20 protein-coding genes are annotated in these 18,909 nt (G+C 72.6%); 13 read left to right on the top strand and 7 right to left on the bottom strand.

What is annotated here, in order from left to right:
* Positions 1–60 precede the first annotated feature (60 nt).
* Genes AAH991_RS30430 through AAH991_RS30420 form a run of 3 tightly spaced genes read left to right on the top strand, consistent with a single transcriptional unit; the run spans position 61 to position 2,968 of the window.
* Positions 61–1,104: an AAA family ATPase gene (locus tag AAH991_RS30430; protein WP_346229358.1), complete on the top strand. Its 1,044-nt coding sequence runs from the start codon at positions 61–63 to the stop codon at positions 1,102–1,104.
* Positions 1,101–2,024, top strand: coding sequence for a DUF58 domain-containing protein (locus tag AAH991_RS30425; protein ID WP_346229369.1), 924 nt, complete (start codon positions 1,101–1,103; stop codon positions 2,022–2,024). Before AAH991_RS30430 ends, AAH991_RS30425 begins: the two co-directional genes overlap by 4 nt.
* The gene (locus AAH991_RS30420; RefSeq protein WP_346229357.1) at positions 2,021–2,968 is read left to right on the top strand and encodes a VWA domain-containing protein; all 948 of its coding nucleotides are present in this window, start codon (positions 2,021–2,023) and stop codon (positions 2,966–2,968) included. Before AAH991_RS30425 ends, AAH991_RS30420 begins: the two co-directional genes overlap by 4 nt.
* A gap of 49 nt (positions 2,969–3,017) precedes the next feature.
* Here the strand turns inward: AAH991_RS30420 and AAH991_RS30415 are convergent, their stop codons facing one another.
* Positions 3,018–4,514 (bottom strand): M28 family peptidase, encoded by a 1,497-nt coding sequence (locus AAH991_RS30415; RefSeq protein ID WP_346229356.1) that lies wholly within the window; start codon positions 4,512–4,514, stop codon positions 3,018–3,020.
* Between the two features lie 313 nt (positions 4,515–4,827).
* A complete protein-coding gene (locus tag AAH991_RS30410; protein WP_346229355.1) occupies positions 4,828–5,328 on the bottom strand; it encodes a hypothetical protein in 501 nt (166 codons plus the stop codon).
* Between the two features lie 137 nt (positions 5,329–5,465).
* Between AAH991_RS30410 and AAH991_RS30405 the strand changes: the two genes are divergently transcribed.
* Positions 5,466–5,738: a hypothetical protein gene (locus tag AAH991_RS30405; RefSeq protein ID WP_346229354.1), complete on the top strand. Its 273-nt coding sequence runs from the start codon at positions 5,466–5,468 to the stop codon at positions 5,736–5,738.
* A 29-nt stretch (positions 5,739–5,767) separates the two neighbouring features.
* Complete coding sequence (locus tag AAH991_RS30400; RefSeq protein WP_346229353.1) at positions 5,768–6,058, top strand: hypothetical protein; 291 nt, start codon at positions 5,768–5,770, stop codon at positions 6,056–6,058.
* 318 nt (positions 6,059–6,376) lie between these two features.
* Here AAH991_RS30400 and AAH991_RS30395 read toward each other — a convergent pair whose 3' ends face one another.
* Entirely contained in the window at positions 6,377–7,249 is an 873-nt protein-coding gene (locus tag AAH991_RS30395; protein ID WP_346229352.1) for a hypothetical protein, read from the bottom strand.
* Entirely contained in the window at positions 7,249–7,809 is a 561-nt protein-coding gene (locus AAH991_RS30390; protein ID WP_346229351.1) for an RNA polymerase sigma factor, read from the bottom strand. Before AAH991_RS30390 ends, AAH991_RS30395 begins: the two co-directional genes overlap by 1 nt.
* 127 nt (positions 7,810–7,936) lie before the next feature.
* Here AAH991_RS30390 and AAH991_RS30385 point away from each other — a divergent pair, with 127 nt between their 5' ends.
* Together AAH991_RS30385 and AAH991_RS30380 are read left to right on the top strand one after the other, a co-directional pair.
* Positions 7,937–8,557, top strand: a complete 621-nt coding sequence (locus AAH991_RS30385) for a class I SAM-dependent methyltransferase (protein ID WP_346229350.1) — start codon at positions 7,937–7,939, stop codon at positions 8,555–8,557.
* Between the two features lie 20 nt (positions 8,558–8,577).
* Positions 8,578–9,129: a TrmH family RNA methyltransferase gene (locus AAH991_RS30380; RefSeq protein ID WP_346229349.1), complete on the top strand. Its 552-nt coding sequence runs from the start codon at positions 8,578–8,580 to the stop codon at positions 9,127–9,129.
* An 11-nt stretch (positions 9,130–9,140) separates the two neighbouring features.
* On the opposite strand, the gene AAH991_RS30375 is transcribed toward AAH991_RS30380, so the two are convergent.
* Positions 9,141–9,704, bottom strand: a complete 564-nt coding sequence (locus AAH991_RS30375; protein WP_346229348.1) for an EF-hand domain-containing protein — start codon at positions 9,702–9,704, stop codon at positions 9,141–9,143.
* 74 nt (positions 9,705–9,778) lie between these two features.
* On the opposite strand from AAH991_RS30375, the gene AAH991_RS30370 reads away from it, so the two are divergent.
* The 6 genes from AAH991_RS30370 to AAH991_RS30345 all read left to right on the top strand — a co-directional run bounded on the left by AAH991_RS30370 (position 9,779) and on the right by AAH991_RS30345 (position 15,670).
* The gene (locus AAH991_RS30370; protein ID WP_346229347.1) at positions 9,779–10,840 is read left to right on the top strand and encodes an SDR family oxidoreductase; all 1,062 of its coding nucleotides are present in this window, start codon (positions 9,779–9,781) and stop codon (positions 10,838–10,840) included.
* The gene (locus AAH991_RS30365) at positions 10,837–12,498 is read left to right on the top strand and encodes a fatty acyl-AMP ligase (protein WP_346229346.1); all 1,662 of its coding nucleotides are present in this window, start codon (positions 10,837–10,839) and stop codon (positions 12,496–12,498) included. Before AAH991_RS30370 ends, AAH991_RS30365 begins: the two co-directional genes overlap by 4 nt.
* Positions 12,495–12,794: an acyl carrier protein gene (locus AAH991_RS30360; protein WP_346229345.1), complete on the top strand. Its 300-nt coding sequence runs from the start codon at positions 12,495–12,497 to the stop codon at positions 12,792–12,794. The genes AAH991_RS30365 and AAH991_RS30360 overlap by 4 nt, the downstream gene beginning before the upstream one ends.
* 114 nt (positions 12,795–12,908) lie before the next feature.
* On the top strand, positions 12,909–13,706 hold the full coding sequence (locus AAH991_RS30355; protein WP_346229344.1) for a glycerophosphodiester phosphodiesterase family protein: 798 nt from the start codon (positions 12,909–12,911) through the stop codon (positions 13,704–13,706).
* A gap of 144 nt (positions 13,707–13,850) precedes the next feature.
* Positions 13,851–15,200, top strand: coding sequence for an MFS transporter (locus AAH991_RS30350; protein WP_346229343.1), 1,350 nt, complete (start codon positions 13,851–13,853; stop codon positions 15,198–15,200).
* A 125-nt stretch (positions 15,201–15,325) separates the two neighbouring features.
* Positions 15,326–15,670 carry an RNA polymerase-binding protein RbpA gene (locus AAH991_RS30345; RefSeq protein ID WP_030509898.1) on the top strand — a complete coding sequence of 115 codons (345 nt, stop codon included), beginning with the start codon at positions 15,326–15,328 and terminating at the stop codon, positions 15,668–15,670.
* A gap of 101 nt (positions 15,671–15,771) precedes the next feature.
* On the opposite strand, the gene AAH991_RS30340 is transcribed toward AAH991_RS30345, so the two are convergent.
* Positions 15,772–16,632, bottom strand: coding sequence for a universal stress protein (locus AAH991_RS30340; protein WP_346229342.1), 861 nt, complete (start codon positions 16,630–16,632; stop codon positions 15,772–15,774).
* Between the two features lie 94 nt (positions 16,633–16,726).
* The gene (locus AAH991_RS30335; protein WP_346229341.1) at positions 16,727–18,889 is read right to left on the bottom strand and encodes an MMPL family transporter; all 2,163 of its coding nucleotides are present in this window, start codon (positions 18,887–18,889) and stop codon (positions 16,727–16,729) included.
* Positions 18,890–18,909 lie beyond the last annotated feature (20 nt).

Raw genomic sequence — 18,909 nt, 5'->3', positions numbered from 1 at the left:
CGGGACGGGCAAATGGGAGAGAAATGGATTCTCCGGCGGAGTCACGATTGAATAACGAGCATGACCGTTGCCGATGAACGCAGTGACCCCGAGCCCGGCGAGGGCGTGACGGAGCAGGAGGAGGGCGAGGCCCGGCTGGACACCCTGCGGGAGGCGCTGAGCGAGGTCCGGCGGGTGATCGTCGGACAGGACCACATGGTCGAGCGGCTGCTGGTGGCGCTGCTCGCCCGGGGACACTGCCTGCTCGAAGGCGTCCCGGGAGTCGCCAAGACGCTGGCCGCCTCGACGCTGGCCACCGTGGTGGGCGGGACGTTCGCCCGCATCCAGTTCACGCCCGACCTGGTGCCCAGCGACATCGTCGGCATCCGCGTCTACCACCCGAGCTCCGAGCGGTTCGACGTCGAGCTCGGGCCGGTGTTCGTCAACTTCCTGCTGGCCGACGAGATCAACCGCGCTCCGGCGAAGGTGCAGTCGGCCCTGCTGGAGGTGATGGCCGAGCGGCAGGTGACGCTCGCGGGGCGCACCCACCCGCTGCCCCGGCCGTTCGTCGTGCTGGCCACGCAGAACCCGATCGAGTCGGAGGGCGTCTACCCGCTGCCGGAGGTGCAGCGCGACCGGTTCCTGTTCAAGGTGCGCGTGTCCCATCCGAGCGCGCACGAGGAGCTGGAGATCCTGCAGCGGATGAGCGTGCGCCCGCCCGTGCCCAAGCCGGTGCTCGACCCCGCCACGCTGGTGCGGCTGCAGGACATGGCCGAGGAGGTCTCGGTCCACCAGCTCGTGGCCGACTACGTCGTACGGCTCGTCATGGCGACGCGCGCCCCCGCGGACTACGGCCTGGCCGACCTGCAGGACACGATCGAGATCGGGGTGAGCCCCCGGGCGACGCTGGGACTGATCTCCGCCGGGCGTGCCCTGGCCCTGCTGCGCGGGCGCGACTACCTGCTGCCCGACGACGTCCGCGACGTGGCGATCGACGTCATGTCGCACCGGCTGATGCTCACCTTCGACGCGCTGGCCGACGAGGTGGACCCCGACGACGTCGTACGCCGGGTGCTGCAGGCGGTGCCGCCGCCGCTCGTGGTGTGGAACCAGGGCATGCGATGAGCGCGGCGGCCAACCCCGACCAGGCGCTGCGGCGGCTGGAGCTGACGGTGGTGCGGCGGCTGGACGGGCTGCTGCAGGGCCGCCACCAGGGACTGATCCCCGGGCCCGGCAGCGAGCACGGCGACAGCCGCGTCTACGTGCCCGGCGAGGACGACGTGCGCCGCATGGACTGGGCGGTGACCGCGCGCACGACGGTCCCGCACGTGCGGGACCTCATCGCCGACCGGGAGCTGGAGACATGGGTGGTGGCCGACCTGTCGGCCAGCATGGAGTTCGGCACGGCGAACATGTCCAAACGCGACCTGGTCGTCAGCGCCGTCGGGGCGATCGGGATCCTCGCGAGCCGGGTCGGCGACCGGTTCGGCGCCTACATCCTGTACGGCGACGACGTGCACCGCTATCCGGCCAAGTCCGGCCGCCCCCGGCTGTACGCTCTGCTGCACTCGCTGCTCAGCGCGCCGCCCGCGCAGGGCGCGGTGGACCTCGGGGAGGCTTTGGAGATGCTGGCGCCGGCGCACCGCAAGCGCGGGCTGCGGGTCGTCGTCTCCGACTTCCTCGACTCGCCGGACTCCTGGGAGCCGCCGCTGCGCCGCCTGGCCGCGCGGCATCAGGTGCTCGCCGTGGAGATCGTCGATCCCCGCGAACTGGAACTGCCCGACGTCGGGTTCGTCACCCTCGCCGACCCCGAGACGGGGCACTCGCGCGGGGTCCGGCTGTCGCGCACGCTCAGGGAGCGGTACGCCGAGGCGGCGGCCGAGCAGCGCGCGTGGACCCGGGCGGCGCTGCGCCGGGCCGGGGCGGCCCATCTCGTGCTGCGCACCGACCGCGACTGGGTGTTCGACATCGCCGAGTTCGTGCTGCGGCAGCGGCGGGCCTCTCATCTGCTGCGCCGGGCCGCCGGCGGGAAGGCGGGCGCATGACGTTCCTCGCCCCCGGCTGGCTGTGGCTGTTCGTCCTGGTCGCCGCGATGGTCGCGGCGTACGTATGGGCGCAGTTCGCGCGCCGCCGCTACACGGTGCGCTTCACGAACCTCGCGCTGCTGTCGCTGGTGGCGCCCGAGCGGCCGACCTGGCGGCGGCATGTGCCGGCCGTGCTGTTCCTCGTCATGATGAGCCTGCTGGTCCTCGGTGCGGCCCGGCCGGCCGGCGCGGTGAAGGTGCCCCGCGACCGCGCCACCATCATGGTCGCCGTGGACGTGTCGCTGTCGATGGAGTCGGCGGACGTCGCCCCCACCCGGCTCGTCGCGGCCAAGCAGGCCGCCCAGCAGTTCGTCAACGACCTGCCCGAGCGGTTCAACGTCGGGGTGGTGGCCTTCGCGAGGTCGGCCGCCGTGGTCATCTCCCCCACCACCGACCACGCCGCCGTGAACACCGCGATCTCCAGCCTGACCACCCGCCCCGGCACGGCGATCGGCGAGGCCGTCTTCAACTCGCTCGACTCGATCAGGTCGTTCGACCAGCGGGCGGTCACCGACCCGCCCCCGTCGGCGATCGTGCTGCTGTCGGACGGCGACAACACCTCCGGGCGGTCGGTCAACGAGGCCATCGAGGCGTCGGTCGGCGCGAAGGTGCCGGTGTCCACGATCGCGTACGGCACGCCGGAGGGCACGGTGACGATCGACAACCGGGCGGTGCAGGTGCCGGTCAACAAGACCACGCTGAAGTCGCTGTCGGACGGCACCGGGGGCCGGGCGTACACCGCGGAGTCGGGCAGCGAGCTGCGCGACGTGTACACGCAGATCGGCACGTCGCTCGGATACAAGGTCGTGCACCAGGAGATCACGCAGCGGTTCCTCGTCGCCGCGATCGTCGCGGGCCTGCTGGCGGCCGCCGCCGCGATCCTCCTCGGCGCCCGCATCCCCTGACCCGCGTGCGGTCGTGCCCGTCCCCGCGGGGACGGGCACGACCCCGGCGCTAGCGAGTGATCCGTACGTCGTCCACGCCGGCCTCGACCAGGCTGGCGGTCGACTCGTCCCCGGCTTCGATCACCACGCGGACGGTCTGCCCGGCGAAGGCGGAGATGTCGGCGGTGGCCGTGCTCCACGCGCCGTCGCGGTCGGACGCCGCGCCGAGCTGCTGGACCACGGTGGCGGTGGTGCCGCCGACGATCCGTACGCGGAAGAAGTCGGCGCCGGTGGCGTTGCTGCCGTGGGCGAGATACCACGACAGCGACAGGTTCAGCGAGCCGGCCGGCAGAGTGATCGGCGGCGACTGGATGGAGGTGGTCCCGCCGTCGACGTCGTAGTCGCCGGCCGAGGCGCCGGCGAGCCTGCCGGTGACCAGGTCGTTGGTGCCGCTGACGGTGGTGCCGAGCTGCTTGGCGCCGCTGGACGACGTCGCCTCGGGGTCGCCGCGCTCCCAGGTGCCGACGGTCGCGGTGCCGGGGACGACGGTCCAGCCCTTGTCGGTCTCGAAGTCGTCCGACCAGACCGTCGCGGGCGGGGTCGCGGTGGCGAGGGTCCACACGGCGTAGGCGATCGCGTCGGCGTTGCGGTCGAGCGCGGTGTCGTCGACGTTGCCCGCCGTGTCGCAGGACCGGTGGTAGCAGGAGTCGAACGCCTGGCCCGCCGTGCCTCCCCACAGGGACGCCTGGGCGCTGGTCTTGACGCCCTCGGCGCCGGTGAAGGTCCCGCCGGCCGGGATGCCGCGCGAGATGAACGGCCCGTAGTCGGAGCGTCCGTCGAAGTCGGTGCCGCGGGTCTGCACGCCGATCGAGGTGAAGTAGTCCTGCAGGACGCGCTCCAGCTGCGCCGAGCCGGTGGGGCCGGGGCCCGAGCCGACGCCGTCGGAGTTGTCGCCGTCGTAGACGAAGTAGCCCGGGTTCGGCGAGCCGACCATGTCGAAGTTCAGGTACCCCTTGATCTTCGACCGATCGGTGGTGGACAGGTTGGTGACGTAGTACGACGAGCCGCGCAGGCCGAGCTCTTCGGCGCCCCACCAGGCGAACCGCAGGTGCTTGGCGGGGGCCAGCCCCTGCCGGGACACCTCCAGGGCCGTCTCCAGGATCGCGGCGCTGCCGGAGCCGTTGTCGTTGATGCCGGGCCCGGCGGTCACGCTGTCGAGATGGGCGCCGACCATGAGGACGTCGCCCGGGTCACCCCCCGGCCAGTCGGCGATCACGTTGTAGCCCGTCGCGCCGTTGTAGCTGAACGACTGGAGAGTCGTGGTGAAGCCCGCCGCGTCGAGCCTGCCCTTGACGTAGTTGGCCGAGGCCAGATAGCCGGGACGGCCGTGGGCCCGGTTGCCGCCGTTGGCGGTGGCGATGCTCTGCAGCTGGGACAGATGGGCCTTGACGTTCGCCAGCGAGATGTTCGGCGCGGCGAGCGCCGAGACGCCGGAGGCCTGCACCGGCGCGGCGGGCAGCAGGGCGGCCGCCAGGATGGCGGCCAGCGTGAGCAGACGTGGTCTCATGCCGGTCCTCGGGGGGTGAGAGGGGGGTGGGCGGGCCGGGTCCGCCGGGGTGTGGCGTCGCCGGCCGGGGACGGGGGCGTCCAAGGGCGTGCGGCAGGGGGATGCGGCAGGGGCCGCGGGGTATGCCAGTGCCGGGTGGCGCCTCCGTCGGGATCCGGGGCGATTCTTGAATCGCTACCTTTGCGGAAGTTAACCCGTTCTGACTCTTTCGCCTAGACCCGATCTGACGGATGTCCGCGCGATAGCGGCGAAGGTGTCAGACAGGCCGCCCCCACTTCCTCCGTGATCACGTCTCCGGGTCGCGTCTCCGTGGTCACGCGTCCACTGTCGCCTGGCGGATGGGCATCTCGCACCCGCCGCCCGAGTGCCCGCGGTGGGAGCGCCCGCCCCTGCGCGGTGGCCGGGCGAACGCCAGCCCCGCCGCCAGACACGCCACGGGCACGACGGGGAGCACGTAGCGGTGGTCGAAGTCGAGCACCGCCACCGGCGCGACCAGTGACGCCACCGCGATCGCCCACGGCAGCGCCACCGTCCGCGGCCGCCGCAGCGCGCCGGCGGCGCCCAGCAGCAGGATGACGGCCAGCATCGGCCCGCGCAGGTAGGCCGGGTGCTGGTAGGCGATGAGCAGGTCGGCGTACGGCCCGACGGACCGCATGCCGGTGAGGTCGGGGTCGTACTCCCGTCTCGCCTGCTCGACGAGCGGCTGACCGGCGGGGAGCGGCCAGGTTCCGTGGGCGAAGCCGAACGCGGGGACGGTGCGAGCCGGGTGGGCGACGGGGGTCCAGGCGAACGCGAGCGCGGTGTCCGTCACCACGTCGCGCAGGTAGTCCAGGGGCTGGGCGGCGATGGCGCGCAGCGCGAAGGCGCGCGCCCGGTCGTTCAGCGCGATGTGCCCCCAGCAGCGCGGCCAGGGCGAGCGCGGCCGTCCGGCGCCAGGGCACGCGGCGGACGGTGAGCACCACCAGGACCAGCAGGATCAGCGGCAGCGCGACCGTGCGGGTGAGGGTGGCACCCGCGAGCAGCAGACCCGCGGTCGCGGCGGCGCGCGCGGACGGCACCGGCCCGCGGACCAGCACCGCCGTGGCGGCGACGACCAGCAGGATGAACAGCGAGTCGGACAGCACCGCGTGCTCGAGCCGGAGGAACGACGCGTCGAACAGCACCGGGGCTGAGGCGGCCACGGCGCCCCAGGCGGGCAGTCCTCTGCCGCGCAGCGCGGCGTAGACGATGACGCCCGTCACCAGTCCCATCGCGTGCTGCAGCGCGACGACCAGCTCGACGCTGTGGAAGGGCAGCAGGACGCGCAGCAGCAGGGGGTATCCGATGGGATGGAACCCCTGCTCGGGTCGCAGATGAACGGCGTTGTGCAGGTAGCTGAACGAGTCGTACCAGTAGAGCCTGGCGGGCGGGTAGCCGAGCATCGTGACCACCCTGAGCGCGGCCGCGGCGGTGAGCGCGACCGCGAGGAACCGGTGCCGCCCTATCCCGACGAGCACCGGAAGCAGGGCACGAGCGTATGCGGGCATGACGAGACCGTTCGTTGAGGGGAGATCACGGGCAGGCCGCGCTGGGCGACCGGGGATGGGAGGCGGGAGATGCGATGCGCGGCAGGCGCGATTAGCGCCGGCGGCCGATCCGCTGCGCCGGTGAGGGCCGGTATCGGGATGGGAGGCCCCCCGCACACCACCGCGACACCACCGCGACACCACCGGGGCGGCACTCGCGGGTGGAGGCACTGCCCTACAACTGGGCGCGAAGGGCGGTGTCACCAGGCGCGCCGATCGCCTCCCCCGCCCGCGCGGCGCGGTCCGCCCCGGGCGGGCGGAGCGGACCGCCTGGCCGTGCTCAGGGACGCCGGGGTCTCAGGGACGCTCGGCGCAGAAGGCCTCCTTGGGGCGCGGCTGGGGGTTCGGGGTGGGGCCGACCACCAAGATCGCCTGCCCATCGGCGATCATGACTCCGCTGTGGACGTACCAGTCGGCGGGGGCGGCCGGCCGGGCGTAGGCGCCGGGTGAGGAGAACTCCGCTCGCACGCCGCGCTCCCGCAGCAGGGGCAGGACCTCGGCTACGGTCTTGTTGACGTAGTCCACGCAGTGGAGGGGCTGGCCCTCCAGGTCGACGGCCTCCAGGATGCCGTAGCGCTCCCCCGCCCGTGCGGCGCGGCCGAGTAACACGGTGGCGTGCCCGTTGAACCGCACCGGGATGCGGAAGCCGATCGCGCAGCCGCCGAAGCGCGTGCACTCGCCGGGTGCCTTGATCGTCGTGATCGCGCTGTAGTCCCGGGTGCCGTCGAAGTACATCACTTCTCCCACCGAGGCGGACGAGACCGGCACGATCCGCACATCCACATCCAGGCCACGCTGGCGCAGCTCCCGCTGGTACATCTCGGAAGCGGCGAACAGGTCGCGGACCATGACGACGTAGTGGTCGCCCTCCCTCCTGATGTCGAGCGCGGCGGAGGCGGGTGCGGGACCGAGCCCCGCCCCGGGCACGAGCCAGCCCACGGCGAGCAGGACGGCGGTGAGCGAGACGATCGCCGGCACCAGCCGTGGGCCGCGCAGAATGGTCCGGGCGGTCCCGGTGACCGTCTCCGTCATCCGTCGGCGGCGGTTCGCCGGAGCCGGGCCGGAGACGATCTCCTCCAGCAGGTCCAGGGCGGCCGGCGTCATTCCCGGGCCCTGGTCCGGGGCGATCTGGGCGACGAGCCGGTGCAGGTCATCACGGTCGTGCATCATCACGCCTCTCCTCCCGCCAGCGCCGGCATCCGCGCGCCGAACCGAGCCACGTCCACTCCCGCGGAGCTCAACTCCTTGGCGAGGCGCTTGCGCGCCCGGTGCAGCCGCAGGCGGGCGGCTCCGCGCGAGCAGCCCAGCACCATGGCGATCTCCGCCGATCCCAGCCCCTCCCAGCTCGCCAGCGCCAGCACCTCGCGGTCGTCGGGGCCGAGACGCCGGAACGCCGCGCGTACGGCGTCGAGGTCCTCGTGGTCCGGCGGCCGATCGTGCTCGCCCTTTTCACCGAGCTCCGCGCCGAGTCTCTCGACGAGCGCGCTCCTGCGGGTCTCGGCCCTGCGGCCGTTGGCCAGCACCCGCCGGGCGACGCCGTACAGCCATAATCGGGCGGACGACCCGGCCGGGACGTCGCCGATGCGCCGCCACGCCGTGGCGAAGGTCTCGGCGAGAGCGTCGGCGGCGTCCTCGGGGGTGTCCGTGCGGCGCCGCACGTATCCGAGGAGATCCACATAATGCGCCATATAGATCTCCTCGAAACGACGCCTCAGGTCCGACCCGGCCACCGAAACTCCCCCTTCACCACTTTCTCCGTCATCTCGTACGTGTCCGGAAGGCCGGAAGTGTTTCAGCCCGCTCACATCCTCGCGGGCGCGGAGATCAGCGGTCCGCGACGTTGGTACGTTTGGGCACGTGGCCCATTACTTCGAGGAGAGCCCCCAGGCGGCGAGCCGGCCGGGCTCGGTCACCCTGGTCCTCCCCGACCTGCATCTGCGGCTGGAGACCGACCGGGGGGTGTTCTCCCCCGAACGCGTCGACGCGGGGACCCGGGTGCTGCTGGAGACCGTCCCGCCGCCCCCTGCCGAGGGCGACCTGCTCGACCTGGGCTGCGGCTACGGGCCCATCGCGCTGACGATGGCGTCACGGGCCCCCGGCGCGACGGTCTGGGCCGTGGACGTGAACCGGCGCTCGGTGGAGCTGTGCGAGCGGAACGCCAAGAGCGCCGGCCTTGACAAAGTAAGGTCAGTTCACGCCGACGAGATGCCCGAGGACGTAAGGTTCCGGGCCATCTGGTCGAACCCGGCCATCCGGATCGGCAAGGCCGCGCTCCACGAGATGCTCACCCGATGGCTCGACCGGCTCACCCCCGACGGCAGCGCCTACCTGGTCGTGCAGAAGCACCTCGGCTCCGACTCCCTGCAGCGCTGGCTGGGCGACCGGGGCTGGCCCACCTCACGGCTGGCCTCCCGGTCGGCCTACCGCGTCCTGCGGGTCGACGCCCGTCCCGCCGGCCTCGAGACCCAGGAACGATGAGCAGGAGCGATGAGCGCCCAATGAGCACTCCCAACCCGCGCAGGCAGCTCAAGCCGACCGACGTCAAGCGGCTCAACCGCACCTGGCGCCGCAACACCGAGGGCCGTCTCGCGCTGATCCTCGAATCGGTGACCGGCCCCTTCAACGTCGGGTCGATCTTCCGTACGGGGGCCGCCTTCGGCGTGCAGACGATCTGGCTGGCCGGCAACGCCACCCCGCCCACCAACCCCAAGGCGCAGAAGACCGCGCTGGGCACCGACCGGCTGGTCGAGTGGCACGAGCCCGTCCCGGTGGCCGAGGCCGTGCGCGCCGCGAGGGAGGACGGCTACCGGGTGGTCGCCGTCGAGCTGACCGGCGACGCCGTGCCGCTGCACGAGGCAAAGCTCGGCGGCGACGTCTGCCTGGTGCTCGGCAGCGAGGACCACGGGTGCTCCCCCGCCGGCCTGGAGGCGGCCGACTCGGTGGCCTACATCCCCCAGGTCGGCAGGGTCGGGTCGGTCAACGTGGCGGTCGCCGCGGCCATCGCGATGGCGGAGACCCGGCGGCAGGAATGGGCGTCGGCCGCCGGGTAGCCGCCGTACGCTCAGCCCCGCGCGGGGAGCGGGCCGAACAGCCAGTTGCCGTGGCACTCCTCGTCGGGGCTGCGGAAGAACTGCTCGTTGGCCACGTGCAGCTCCTGCCTGCTCAGTGAGCCGTTGCCGTCGAGGTCGAGACGCTCGAACGCGGCGGCGGCGTTCGCCTCCGACATGCGGAAGGCGCTCGCGGCCATCCGCAGGTACTCGGTCCGGGTGATCCTGCCATCTCCGTCGGTGTCCATCAGGTCGTAGAAGGCGTCGGCGACCGGCGCGACATGGGTGTGATAGCCCGCCTCGGGCTGGGTGACGAACCGATGGAACCCGGCCACGAACTCTTCCAGCTCGACGCGCTCGTCCCCGTCGGCGTCCATGGGCAGGGTCACCTCGTCCCACAGCCTCGCGTACCGGTCCCGGACCCGCCGCGACTCCGTCGAGCCCGGCGCGAACCCGAACGCGTTCACCAGCCGGTCGGCCGAAGCGGTGTAGTCCATCTTGTCGACGGTCCCGTCGTCGTCCACGTCCAGGAGCGTGAACAGATGGGCCAGCTTGCGCTGCTGCAGGTCGTTGAGCATGCACCCTCCCGAGTTCGGTCACCGTGAGCGATCGCGACTTTACCTTCCGCTACCGCCTGTGGGAAGGTGCCTTGGTGCGCGTCCACGTGATCGACGGGGCCAACGGCTTCGTGGCCTCCCATCTGATCGGCGCCCTGCTGGCCCGGGGCGACGAGGTGATCGCCCTCGCCCGCGCGTCCGCGGAGGTGGTGCGCCGCCGGGTCGCGGACGCGCTGTGCTGCCTCGGCTTCGACGAGGCCCCGGCCGGCCGCCTCCGGGTGCGCCGGCTGGCGCTGGACGAGCCGGACCTCGGGCTTCCGGTCGCCGAGGTCTTCGCCGAGCCCTGCGTCTACTGGCATGTCGCCGCGCTCGTCACCTTCTTCCCCCGCCGGGAGGAGGAGCTCCTGGACGTGAACGTCACGGGATCGGCCAACGCGCTGTCGGCCTACGAGCGGCACGCCCGGCCCGGCTCGCGCTACATCCTCGTCGGGACGGCCTACCAGTGCGGACTCGACACCGAGGGCCCCGTTCCCGAGGACTGGCCGTCGCACGCTCCGCCGGACCGGTTCCGGAACTTCTACGAATACTCCAAACGCGAAGCGGAGATCGCGCAGGCACGGTCGCGGTCCGTCCGCGAGGGCGCCGCCCTGGTAGCCCGGCTGGGCGTGATGGTCGGGCACTCCCGCACCGGGCGGGCGCTGACCGACTACGGCCTGTACGACTTCCTCCGGGTGATCGCCTTCTTCGCCCGGCGCACGCCCGGGGAACGGGTCCGCCTCCCCTGCCATCCGGAGGCCGACCTCCATCTGACTCCCGTCGACACCACGGTCCCCCGGTTGCTCGCGCTCGCCGCCGCCGACCGGCCGCGCCCGGTCTCCCACGTGGTGAACGGAGCCACCGTGCCGGTGCGCGACCTGTTCGACGTGATCAACGCCCGGCTGCCGATCGAACTGGTTCCCGCCACACCCGAGGAGATCCGCGAGAAGCCGTTCGGCCGGTTCGAGGCGCTGGTCAACATGCGGGCCAAATACACCGCGACCTATTTCCGGCACCGCTACGACTTCGCGTGGCGGAGCGCCGTGGCCCCGCCCGCCGTGACTCCCGCGACCCTCGACCGGCTCGTCTCCTGGTACGTACGGGAGGGGTTGCCCGAATGACCGACTTCGTCACACACCTACGGAACCGCATCAGCGACGATCGTGAGTTCGTCTTCACGCGCGACGACGGCGGCACGGCCCGGCTCACCTTCACCGAACTGGACCGGCGGGCACGCGCCACCGCCGCGTGGCTCGCGCGACGCGGCCTCACCGACCAGCCGGCGCTGCTGCTCTACCCGGCGGGGCTCGACTTCACCGTGGCGTTCCTCGGCTGTCTGTACGCCCGGGTGCCGGCGATCCCCGCCCCCCTGCCGGACGCGGGGGCACCGCACGCGAGCCGCGTACGGACACTGATGCGGGACGCGGGCGCGCGGCTGGTCCTGACCGATCCCGCGCACGCGTCCGGACTGTCCGGTCTTTCGGCCCGCGTGGCCGATGCCGCCACCGCCGACCCGGACGCCTGGACTCCACCGGCCCTGACCGGCGGCACCATCGCCTACCTGCAGTACACCTCCGGCTCGACCAGCGACCCGCGCGGAGTCGAGGTCTCGCACGGCAACCTGCTGCACAACCTGGAGCTGTTCCGCTCGCTGGCGCGGGACAGGCCGGTGCGGCGACTGGCCGGGTGGCTGCCTCACTACCACGACATGGGCCTGGTCGGCCTCCAGTTGCAGGCGCTCCACGCGGGCGCCGATCTGGTGTTCATGTCACCCGCCGCGTTCGTCGCGCGGCCGGTGCGCTGGCTGGAGCTGATCAGCCGGTACGGCGCCGACTGGACCGTGTCCCCGGACTTCGGGTACGCCTGGTGCACGCGCAGGATCACCGACGAGCAACTCGCCGGCCTGGACCTGTCCACGCTGACCATGGCCCTCAGCGGAGCCGAGCCGATCCGGGCCCGCACCCTCGCCGATTTCGAGCGGCGTTTCGCCCCGGCGGGCTTCCGCCCGGCCACCTGGAATCCCGGTTACGGCCTCGCCGAGTGCACCCTGATGGTCACCTGCGTGGCGCAGGGGCGGGGCGCGACCGTGCGCCGGTTCGACCCCTCCGCGCTGCAACGGCACCGGGCGGTCCCGGCGCCCGGGGGGACGCCCCTGGTCGCCTGCGGCCCGGTCTCCGGGCTCGACCTGCGGATCGTCGATCCGGGCGGCTCCGGCCCCGTCGCCGACGGCGAGATCGGGGAGATCTGGGTGGCGGGCCCCAGCGTCGCCCTCGGCTACCGGGGCCGCCCGGCGGAGACCCGCGCCATTTTCCGGGCGGGCGACGGCCGCTGGCTGCGCACCGGCGACCTTGGGTTTCTGCTCGACGGCCAGCTCTACGTGACGGGGCGGATCAAGGATGTGATCATCGTCAACGGCCGCAATCTCTACCCGCAGGACCTGGAGGAGGCCGCGGCGCGGGCCAACCCGGCCGCGGGGCGCAGCGCCGCCTTCGGCGTCCGGCGCGACGACGGCGGGGAACACGTCGTCCTCGTCCAGGAGGTGCGCCGGGGACAGTCGGGGACCCTCGGCGAGGCGGCCGACCGGGTCATGGACCAGGTGACGCGGGAGTTCGGCATCCCGCTGAGCCTGATGCTGGTGCCTCGTGGCGCGGTGCGGCAGACCACCAGCGGCAAGCTCCGCCGCCGGCACATGCGGGAACTGTTCCTCAGCGGAGACCTCACCCCGCTGCACGCCGAGCTGGAACCCGCCGTCAACGACCTCCTGGAGACCGTCGCGTGAACGCCGCCTCCGGCCCGATGTCCCCCGGCGACCTGCGCCGATGGCTCACCGAGCGGGTGGCGGCCTATCTCGGGCGGCCACCCGCCGAGATCGACCCGGCGGTGAAGCTCCGCACGTACGGCCTGGACTCGATCCATGCGCTCAGCCTGTGCGTCGACGTGGAGGAGGCCGTCGGCCTGCTGGTCGAGCCGACCCTGGCCTGGGATCACCCCACGATCGACGACATCGCCGCGCACCTGACCGGCCTCCTGGCGCGGGACCGGCCCGGGCGAGAGCCGGCGGCGGACCCTGAGTGAACCGCGACACGCGGAAGCGCCCCATCGATCCCCGAGCATGACAAGGGACTCTTGTGACGCAAATGTTCACCTACGTGCGCTGACTGTTCGGCCGGGACCCGGCATACTCCTTCCGTGCACCGCCGTTTCGCGTTCCTCGACCATCCCGGCCCGCTCGCCTTCGCGCACCGAGGCGGGGCGGCGGAAGCCCGCGAGAACACCATGGAGGCGTTCTCCCGCGCGGTCGAGCTCGGGTACACCTACCTGGAGACCGACGCGCACGCGACCGCCGACGGCGTCCTGCTCGCGTTCCACGACCACACCCTTGACCGTGTCACCGACCGCACCGGCCGCATCTCGCGGCTGCCCTACCGCGAGGTCCGCGAGGCCAGGATCGGCGGCCGGCACGAGATCCCGCTGATGGAGGACCTGCTCGGCACCTGGCCGGACACGCGGTTCAACATCGACGTCAAGGAGAGCGCGGCGATCGCGCCGCTCGCCCGGGCCGTCCACCGCACCCGCGCCTACGACCGGGTGTGCCTGACCTCGTTCTCCGAGGCGCGGCTGGCCCGCGCCCGGCGCGCGATCGGCCGGGAGGTCTGCTTCTCGCTCGGCCCGCGCGGCCTGGCCGCCCTGCGCACGGCCGCGATGGGCGGCGGGTACGGCAGGCTGCTGGCCGGGCTGGCCCGGGCCGGGGTGCCGTGCGCGCAGGCGCCCATCGGGTTCCGCGGCGTGCGGGTGACCACCCGCGCTCTCGTGCGCACCGCGCACGCGATCGGCATGCAGGTGCACGTGTGGACGGTGAACGACCCGGTGACGATGGCCCACCTGCTCGATCTCGGCGTCGACGGGATCATGACGGACAACGTCAGCGGCCTGCGCGACGTGCTCAAGTCGCGCGGGCAGTGGCACCCCCGCCCGGCCGCGCCGTGACGGCCGCACGCTGACTCCGCCCCTCGAACCCCTGCCCCTCGAACCCCTGCCCCTCGAACCCATGCCCCTCGAACCCCTGCCCCTCGAACCCCTGCCGTCCCCCGACCTGTTCGTACGACCGCCCACCCCCGGCGAGGAGAGAAAATGACCGCCCCCCAGGTCGTCCACGAGGAGCTTCCCGAGGCGCGGCGGCGCGAGCAACGCGGCTGGTACTGGTACGACTGGGCGGACTCGGCGTTCCAGACGACCGTCCTGACCGTCTTCCTCGGGCCGTACCTGACCTCGATCGCCACGACGGCGGCGGGCGGCGAGAACGGCTTCGTGGCGTTCCTCGGCCTGGACCTGCGGCCGAAAGCGTATTTCACCACCCTGGTGACGATCTCGGTGCTGCTGCAGATCGTGATCATGCCGGTGATCGGCGCCCTGGCCGACCACACGGGCCGCAAGAAGCAGATCCTGGGAGTCTTCGCCTATACGGGCGTGGCGGCCACGCTGGGCTTCTACCTCGTCTCCGGCGGCGGCTACCTGCTCGGCGGCGTGCTGTTCCTGGTCGCCAACGTGACCTTCGGCGCGGCGCGGGTGGTCTACGACTCCTTCCTGCCCCAGATCTCCGGCGCGGAGGAACGCGACGCCATCTCCAGCAGGGGGTGGGGCTTCGGCTACCTCGGCGGCGGCCTGCTGCTCGCGCTCAACCTGGTGGTCTACCTGTTCGCCGATATCGAGACGAGCCTGGCGGTGCGGATCAGCCTGGCCTCTGCGGGCGTGTGGTGGGGCGCGTTCGCCCTGATCCCGATGCTGCGCCTGCGCAACCGGCGGGTGCCCGTCCACGAGGCGACCGCGGACCGGGCCGTGGCCGGCAGCATGCGCCAGCTCGGCCGTACGATCGCCGACCTGCGGCGCTACCCCCGCACGCTGCTGTTCCTCGCGGCCTACCTGGTCTACAACGACGGCGTGCAGACGGTGATCACCTTCTCCGCCACGTACGCCGACCACGAGCTCGGTCTGGGTCAGACGCACCAGATCGGCGCGATCCTCATGGTGCAGTTCATCGCCATCGGCGGCGCGCTCGGGCTCGCGCGGCTCGCGGCCAGGGTCGGGACCAAGCGCACGATCCTGGCCAGTCTGGTCGTGTGGACGGCGGTGGTTGGGGTGGCCTATTTCCTCCAGAAGGGCGCGGCCATCCAGTTCTACGCGATCGCCTTCGCCATCGCGATCGTCATGGGCGGCACGCAGGCGCTGTCCCGCTCGCTGTACTCCCTGGTGATCCCGCCCGGCCGGGAGGCGGAGTACTTCAGCCTCTACCAGATCAGCGACAAGGGGTCGGCGTTCCTCGGCTCGCTGGTGCTCACGCTGGCGATCGAGCTCACCAACAGCTACCGCACCGCGATCGTCTCGCTGGTGGTGTTCTTCGTCATCGGATTCGTGCTGCTCACCCTTGTCAACCTGCCCCGGGCCATCCGTGAGGCGGGGAACGAGGTGCCCGAGCACATCTGAGACCACTGGGACGGAAAAAGCGCGATTGGATCAGGTCTCGGCTGGGAATCCACACACGGTATCAGGCGTTGTACGCGGTGGCGAACGAACCCCTCGAAGGCGGGGACCTCAGGAGGCTTGAAGACATGGGCGAACGTGCACTTCGCGGTACCCGGCTCGGCGCGACCAGCTACGAGAACGACCGCAACACCGACCTGGCCCCGCGTCAGGAGGTGTCCTACACGTGCCCGAAGGGCCATCTCACCACCGTTCCGCTCGCCGTCGAGGCCGAGATTCCCACGACGTGGGAGTGCCGTCACTGCGGCAGCCCCGCGCTGCGGGTGGACGCGGAGCAGCCCCAGCAGAAGAAGGCGAAGCCCCCGCGGACCCACTGGGACATGCTGCTGGAGCGCCGCTCGATCGAGGACCTCGAAGAGGTGCTGAACGAGCGCCTCGCCATTCTGCGCGAGCAGCGGCGCAAGAGCGCGTAGGACGCCGGCGACGCCCCCGGCGGCCCGGACCAACCGGGCCGCCGGGGGCGTTTCGCGTGTGCGATCAGTCCAGTCGACCGGCCGAGTCGGTCGACCCGGCGTCAGTCGACCGGCGCCGGCGCGCGGACGACGACCATGGGGCACCTCGCGTAGTGCAGCATGGCCTGGCAGACCGAACCGAGGACCAGACCGGTGAACTGACTCTGCCCCCGGGAGCCGATGACGAGCAGGTCGGCGCCCACCGACGCGTGCCGCAGCACGTCCACGGGATGACCCCGGACGACCTCCTCGACGACCTTGACGTCGGGATAGTGCTCTCGCCGCCCGGCGAGAGCCTCCCTGACCATCCGCACCTCGACCTTCTCGTCGTCGAAGTCGTCCGGCAGCGGCGCGAAGCCGCCGCCCGCCTCCAGCGGACTGTAGGCGTGCACCGCCCGCAGGCCCACCCCGCGCAGCGCCGCCTCGGCGAAGGCGAAGTCGAGCACCTTCGCGCAGGCGGGCGAACCGTCGACGCCCACCACGATCTCCGGGCGCGGCGCCGAGGGCACCTCCCGCACGACGGCCACGTCGCAGGGGGCGCGACCGGCCACGCCGTACGCGACCGAGCCGAGCAGCAGGCCGCGGAAGCCGCCGAGCCCGTGGTTGCCGAGCACCAGGAGATCGGCGTCCGCGGCCGCCTCGATGAGCGCCGGGCGCGGGTCGCCGGCCAGGATCGCGGTGTCGACCGCCACCCCGGGCGCCTCCGCCTGAGCCCGCCCGGTGGCGGCCCCGAGCACGTCGGCGGCGCCGTCGCGCATCCACGCGGCGACGGTCGTGTACCGGCCCTGCTGCGCGGTCGAGCACGCCCAGGCGGGGATAGCGTTGGCGATCCGCAGGGGGACGCCGCGCAGTCCGGCCTCCCGGGCCGCCCAGGCCGCCGCCGCCATGCCGGCCTGCGAACCGTCGACACCCACCACGATCATGAGGCCCTCCTTCGCCGGTCCTTCCATCAGACCGCTCACCCGTCGGAGGGCGCGAGCGCCGAAGGTCCCGTCGGGACGGGACCTCCGGCCCCGGTCACCTCACGCCGGCCCGCTCCGGGGACGCGCCGGCGCCGGCGGTGAGGTGGTGACGCAGGCGTTCGCCCTCGACGTCCAGGTCGGGCAGCACCCGGTCCAGGGCGCGGGGCAGCCGCCAGGCGGCGCGGCCGAGCATGGACATCACGGCGGGGACGAGCGTCATGCGGACGACGAAGGCGTCGATGAGCACGCCGACGGCCAGCGCGAAGCCCATCGACTTGATGATCGGGTCTTCCATGAACACGAACCCGCCGAACACGGCCGTCATGATCAGCGCCGCGGCGGTGACGACCCGTGCGTTGTGTCCCATGCCGTTGATCGTTGCCTGGCGGGGCGTGTCGCCGTGCACGTAGTCCTCGCGCATCCGCGAGACCAGGAACACCTCGTAGTCCATGGCCAGGCCGAACAGGATGCCGATGAGCAGGATCGGCAGGAAGCTGACCAGCGGGCCCGGCACGTCCACGCCCAGCAGACCGGCCAGGTGGCCCTCCTGGAAGATCGCCACCGTGATGCCGAAGGTCGAGCCGACGGTGAGCAAAAAGCCCAGCGCGGCCTTGACCGGCACCAGGATCGAGCGGAAGACGAGCATGAGCAGCAGCACCGACAGGCCGACCACCAGCAGCAGGTACACCGGCATGGCGTCGGCGAGCTTGTCGGAGACGTCGATGCCCACGGCCGTCGCACCGGTGACGGCGATCTCCGCGCCGCGGATGGAGGCGACCTTGGCGCGGATGGCGTGGACGGCGTCCTCGGTGGCCGCGTCGGTGGGCCCGGCCTTGGGGATGATGGTCAGCAGCGCGGTGGTGCCCGCGGCGTTGGGCTGCGGCGGGGCCACGGCCAGCACGCCGGGGGTCTGCTGGATCAGCTTGGCGGCCTCGCCGGCGGCGGCGGTCGTGGCCGCGGGGTCCGCGGCGGAGACGACGGCGATCAGGCGGGCGTTGAAGCCCTCGCCGAAGCCCTCGCTGGTCAGGTCGTAGGCCTCGCGGGCCGGGGTGCCGGGGGCGGCGGTGCCGGCGTCGGGCAGGGCCAGGCGCAGGTCCTGGGCCGGCAGCGTGAGCGCGCCGAGGCCGATCACGCCGGCCAGCAGGATCGGCACGCGCAGCCGGGTGACGGCCCGTCCCCACGTGTAGCCGAAGCCCTCCGCGCCCGCGCCCGCGCTCTGACCGGTGCGCTGCTTGCGGGGCAGCACGCGGGCGCCGGCGTACGACAGGAAGGCGGGCAGCAGCGTGAGGGCGACCAGGACAGCGACGGCCACGGTCCCGGCGGCGGCCAGGCCCATCACGCTCAGGAACGGGATGCCGACCACCGACAGGCCGGCGAGCGCGATGACCACGGTGGCCCCGGCGAACACGACCGCAGATCCGGCGGTGCCGACCGCCCGGCCCGCGGCCTCCTCCGGCGTCACGCCCTCGGCCAGGAACTGGCGGTAGCGGGAGGTGATGAACAGCGAGTAGTCGATGCCGACGGCCAGGCCCAGCATCAGCGCCAGCACCGGCGTGACGGAGGTCAGCTCGACGACGCCGCTGAGCGCGAACAGGCCGCCCATGCCGGCCCCCACGCCGATCAGCGCGTTCAGCAGGGTCATGCCGGCGGCCACCAGCGAGCCGAAGGTGACGATCAGGACCACCGCGGCGATCACGACGCCGATCCCTTCCGACCCGCCGACCTCCGGTGCGCCGTTGAGGATCTCGCCGCCGTGCTCGACCCGCAGCCCCTGCGCCGAGGAGCCGGCCTTCAGGTACGCCGCGCGCTGCGCGTCGGTCACGTCCTGCGCCTCGCGGTCGAACTGCACCTGGATCAGGGCGTGGCGGCCGTCGGCGGAGACGGCGCCGGACTTGAACGGGTCGAGGGCGGCGACGACGCCGGGGACGGCGGCGGCCTGCTCGACCACCGGCGCGACCGCGGCGGGATCGAGCTTGCCGCCCTGCGGGGCGGCCACGACGATGGTGCCGGTGGCCCCGCTGGCCTGCGGGAACTCCTTGGCCAGGGCGTCCAGCGCCCGCTGGGACTCGGTGCCCGGCATGGCGAACTTGTCGCCGGTCGGGCCGTGGAAGGCGGCCGCGGCCAGGCCCAGGACCACGAGCAGCAGCAGCCACACGGCGGCCACGCGCCCGCGTCTGCGGAAGGAGAACCGGCCCAGCCGGTACAGCAGGGTTGCCAAAACAGGTCTCTTTCTTCTGA

The sequence above is a fragment of the Microbispora sp. ZYX-F-249 genome (assembly GCF_039649665.1).
Lineage (GTDB): Bacteria > Actinomycetota > Actinomycetes > Streptosporangiales > Streptosporangiaceae > Microbispora > Microbispora maris.
This window is presented reverse-complemented; position numbering and strand designations above follow the sequence as displayed.